This window comes from Bacillus sp. JJ1127, from assembly GCF_036965845.1.
Taxonomy (GTDB): domain Bacteria; phylum Bacillota; class Bacilli; order Bacillales; family Bacillaceae_G; genus Bacillus_A.
This window is the reverse complement of the sequence record NZ_JBALQK010000287.1, coordinates 1-4,809: the sequence shown is the minus strand read 5'-3', so window position 1 is coordinate 4,809 and position 4,809 is coordinate 1. Positions and strand designations below refer to the sequence as shown.

Below are 4,809 nucleotides of genomic sequence, written 5' to 3'. Positions count from 1 at the left end.
TCTGCTTGTTTTCTTGCTTCTTCTTCAGCTTTTTCGTTTTCAAAATCATTCTCAGAAACATTTGACTGTTTTTGAATTGTTGTAATCCAGTCAAGAGCTGGATTACTAGTTAAACTTTCATTTTTGGGGTTGTTTGAATTTACATCTTCCTCTCTTTGTTTCAATGGCTGTTGTGAATCCTCTTGCTGTAAATGTTCACTTACTTGTTCCTCATGCATATCACTATATTGTTCTTCTTCCTCTGCTAGCAATCGTTCACGTCGTTCTTTTTCTTGTCTAATCCTTTCTTTAATTCCGTTTCTTTTTCTATTATTTTGCATAAATCAACAACGGCCTCCTTTCTATTAGTACCTCATTAATGAGCGTTATTAAATTATTCATCCTTCATAATTAATCATGAGATATTTCTACAGAAAAACTAAGAAAAAATAAAGATAATATTATTTTTTTAAGTACGGTAAATAAAAAGAAGGATAAACAGGTAGTACCCATTTATCCTTCTTTTTATTTTACAGTTATTGAGTTTATAATACATGTGATTTCCTTAATACATCACTTATTTTAGTTATTAAAATTTCCATAGTAAGATATGGATCTTTTCCCAATTTCATATTATTATCAGCTTGTGTAAGTATACATAATATATTGCCCAAATCAACTGCTGAAAGGTTATATTCTTTTAATTGTTCTTTGGACTTTTGCAAAACATAAGGATGACAACCTAATATTCCAACAAGGTCCTTTTCTTTTGTATCACTCTGTAGAACTTTAATTTTAAATATCATATCAAATTTATAAATTAGAGTTGCTAATATTTGAATAGGATTATGTTTTTTCAGAATCAACTCATTAAATAATGCAATTGCTTTATCGGTATCTTGAATTAACAAGTATTCACTTAAATTAAATATTGACTGTTCTAGGCTCCTAACTGTGACAGCAGTTATCGCTTCCATGGTTATTTCCTTTTTACCATTGCTATATACATACAACTTATCGATTTCATTTTTTAAACATCTTAAATCACAACCTACCGATACTATTAATTCCTGCACCAAATCATTAGAAATTTGTATATGTTTATCTTTTACATAATTGAGTATCCAAGTAGCTGCTTCCGCCTGATTGAGTGTCTTCGCCTCGAAAAAAGTTGCTTTCTTTTTTAATTCCTTTACTAACTTTTTCCGCTGATCTAATTTTTCATTATCAACAATAAGTATTAGTACAGAATCTTCCATGTTCTTTTCTAAAAAACTGAGTATATAATTAACATCATGATTCATTTCTTTATTTTTATCACCTGTTAGAAAATATGCATTTCTCGTTATAACGATTTTTGTACCTCCGAAAAATGAGTATTCTTCTGCTTCATTTATTGCTTCTTGAATTGTTTTTTCTTCCATATCAAATTCAACAACATTTAAATCTTCATTTTCATTATTAGTAAACTCCTGAATAATCCTTCTAGCTTTATCTTCTATTAAATAAGTTTCTTTCCCGTATAAAACATAAGTTGGCATTTTTATCAACCTCCAGGGGATTTTATTAAAACAATCTGAGCTGACCGTCGCTATTAATGACATATTCCATCGGAGCGACACCTATTGCATTCACACAGGCCCCTCTATCACCTAGAATCCCCATGATTGATCGTTCTTTTTTAGGTAGCTGAGCTTTTAATTTTTGAAACAACCAATTAAAATAATCACTTATCATTTTCATAAACTCTTTATCTTTAGGAAAAACAATCGAGTTATAATTTGCATATAAAAATGAAGTTTCTAACTTTGCAATATAAAACAAATACATTTCCCCAGCACGCGCAAATATCTCTGAATAATCCAAGTAATAATCTTTGTTATACTTTTTATTACTAAACCACTGAACTTTAAAAGGATCCTCATTCATTAATGAATCTACTTTTTCAGAAACTAATGCTTTATACCTATCTATTATTGGTCTAAAACGAATGCCTTCACTTAAAAGAGTTGAACCTTTCATCGTTGTAAAATCGATAAGATGCATACATTCATGAGCAAACGAATTAGGAGCACCAATATCTATTATTAATGCTTTTATTGGCGCAGATACATATACCCCATCGGCTTTTAACCTGCCCAATTTTTTTACTCGAAAGCTATGATCATTCAATCCTGATAAAGGAACAGCTTTTTTGAATTGTAAAAACTCCCTTTCTATTTTTTTGAATTTCATCAAATCAACATCATTATCTAATTCAACATATCCAAAATTCTCTTTAAAACAATTGTTCTCCATTACCCTAATCGTTGACTTGTTTATATGTTTCTTTGTTTCAAAAAAACGAGCGTATTCTGTTGCTTTATCTCCTCGTATTCTAACATGTTTTTTTATATTCTCCTGTCTATCTATAAACTCGCTAAGCATAATCTTATAATGTAGATTGTTAAAATTACGGATTACTTTATACTCTGAATTTAAGTTGAGTTTATAAAAACTTCTTGTATCTTCAACTACAGGAATTATATTTAATTCTGCATTTTCACAAACATAGTTGAATTTTTTCAACTTATCAAAAATGCATATTCCTTCAGCATTTATATTATCAATTTTCATATTCACGTATACATCAACTGAATTTACACTCTCTATCTTGTTTTTAAAGCAAAATTTTATTCCTTGGTATTCATATAATTCAGGGTTAGAAATAATAAATAGCTCAAGCGAATTCTCTAGGAATACTTCAGCTAATAACATCCCTAAATCAATAAGTCTATATGGCTTATAATCTGTTCTAAGCCTATATGAGCGCATATAGGAACTTTTTCGAATAGGAATTTTCGCAAACGCAATTCCTGTTTTTTCAAGGAATTTTTGCTTATCGTTTGAAAACTTTTTCAACTTAATATTAATTGGCAATAATTCTTTAAAATTTTCAATAGTAAATCTCTCCTTGTAATCATTACGTCTTTCTTTTAAATTTGGATTAATATCTGTCAATAAGTGTATTGCACTTGAGTATCCATTCTCTTCAATTTTTGATATTTCTATTGATTGCCTTGAAAAGGGGATCCCTCCTATTATTTCTTCTAATTCTTTATAACTGGTCACTTGCTCAATTTTTCTTCTGTAATATTTTATTAAAGATTTTAAGGTTACTTCCTTCAATTCAGCAGTTGTATATTGGCTGATGGGTTTCTTAAATCTTAATTTAATATCCACAAACTCCTTAGAAAAGCCGTTCTCTTTTAAATTTTTACCTAGTTCTTTTCTTAAACTAAATATTTTTTCTCTTTTCTGCATTACATTGTTTCCTCCTTAGATACAAAAAGCCCCTCAAGGTCTCGTATTATTACAAACTTAAACAACAAATTTGTAATTCACGCTACCCGAGGGGCAAGTTTTTGTGTAATAGATTAAAAAATAAAAAGATACAATATATACATTATACTGTATCTTCAGATAAATATGAATATTCATTTTCACGCCATATTAAGTTCATCCATTACTTTCAACTTTTCATGTAGTAAATTAAAAATTTCATCTTTATAATCACATTTCTTCAATCTTTTAATTGCTTCATCCTTTATTTGTGATACTCTTTCAGTTGTAATCATAAGTGCTTTTGCAATTTCTTTATGCAAATACACTTTACTGTCTAGTAGACCAAAACATAAGTTTAGTACCATCTTGTGCTTTGGATTTAATATTTCATCAAATATTAACCATATCTCGTAATTTAAGTCCTCTATTACCATCTCATTTGTGGAAGGAATTGTTGAATTATCATCATAGAATGGGTTCGATATACCTATATCTTCATTTAATGTATCTATATCTAAAGTCATAGTAGTAGCTCGTTTATAATATACGTTGTGTCTTATAACCGTTTCTCTAGTTACATTTAGCTCTTTTACTACTTCTTCTACCGATGGAGTCCTATTGTATCTTTGTAAATATTTATCTTCCAATTCTACATATTTTAAATTAAATTGATTCACATGAGTAGGAATTTTAAAAGGGCCAGACTTTTTTTTACGTATAATTCCTAACATACTTTTTTGTATCCACCAGAAAGCGTATGTGGAAAAACAATACCCTAAATCTGGATTGAAATCTTCCATTGCCCGTAACATTCCTTCATTTCCCTCTTGAACCAAATCATCGAATTCTATATCAGGATGCTTGTTTTTATTATTTCTTGCAATAGATAATACTAAACCTTCATTTACATGGAACAAATAATCACGAAGATCTTTCTCTCCATGCTTATACCGCTTAAACAAATGCAAACTTTCTTCTTTTGACAGTACCTTGTAATTTCCAATTCCCCTAATATTATTATTGTTTTCTTCAGTATTAGGCATTGGCTTAATAGTTATTGCAGCAGAACCTTGTGTTATAATTTTATTCAATGATTCATCGCGATTCAGCCTGCTATATGATTGATTCATCCCTATTCCTCCTCTCTCTTTTTTAACGAATTGTTTCTAAAAACAACTTTGTTTCCTTTTGTACGCTACTAATTAACTTACATTCTTTTGCGCATGTATTAGAAACTTCCTTATGCGCTTTCGTTTTTCTCAGTTCTTTATATATATCGCATCCTTTACAGATGCTACTAATACCTTCCATTATTTCTAATTGTCTTCTTCTTTCATATAAAAATTGCTCTTTTGTTTTCTTCTCGCTTACTCGTCTCCCCATTTGTTTCACCTCGTATACATGTATAGTATTTAGTAATTAAAAACTATCATCGATATGACATAGATACGAAACTTCCTCTTCAAAACTCTTCCATTTTTCCCCTGTATGTATATGATATAGGAT

At 29.5% G+C, this 4,809-nt stretch carries 4 protein-coding genes and 1 pseudogene; all 5 read right to left on the bottom strand.

Going from position 1 to position 4,809, the window contains the following annotated elements; genetic code table 11:
- Positions 1–320, bottom strand: a pseudogene (locus tag V7183_RS22750) (hypothetical protein); the annotation flags it as partial.
- A 204-nt stretch (positions 321–524) separates the two neighbouring features.
- Complete coding sequence (gene holA, locus V7183_RS22745) at positions 525–1,520, bottom strand: DNA polymerase III subunit delta (protein ID WP_335360933.1); 996 nt, start codon at positions 1,518–1,520, stop codon at positions 525–527.
- Between the two features lie 25 nt (positions 1,521–1,545).
- Entirely contained in the window at positions 1,546–3,282 is a 1,737-nt protein-coding gene (locus tag V7183_RS22740) for a hypothetical protein (RefSeq protein WP_335360932.1), read from the bottom strand.
- Between the two features lie 179 nt (positions 3,283–3,461).
- On the bottom strand, positions 3,462–4,433 hold the full coding sequence (locus tag V7183_RS22735) for a sigma-70 family RNA polymerase sigma factor (protein ID WP_335360931.1): 972 nt from the start codon (positions 4,431–4,433) through the stop codon (positions 3,462–3,464).
- A gap of 22 nt (positions 4,434–4,455) precedes the next feature.
- The gene (locus V7183_RS22730) at positions 4,456–4,686 is read right to left on the bottom strand and encodes a hypothetical protein (protein WP_335360930.1); all 231 of its coding nucleotides are present in this window, start codon (positions 4,684–4,686) and stop codon (positions 4,456–4,458) included.
- Between the last annotated feature and the right edge of the window lie 123 nt (positions 4,687–4,809).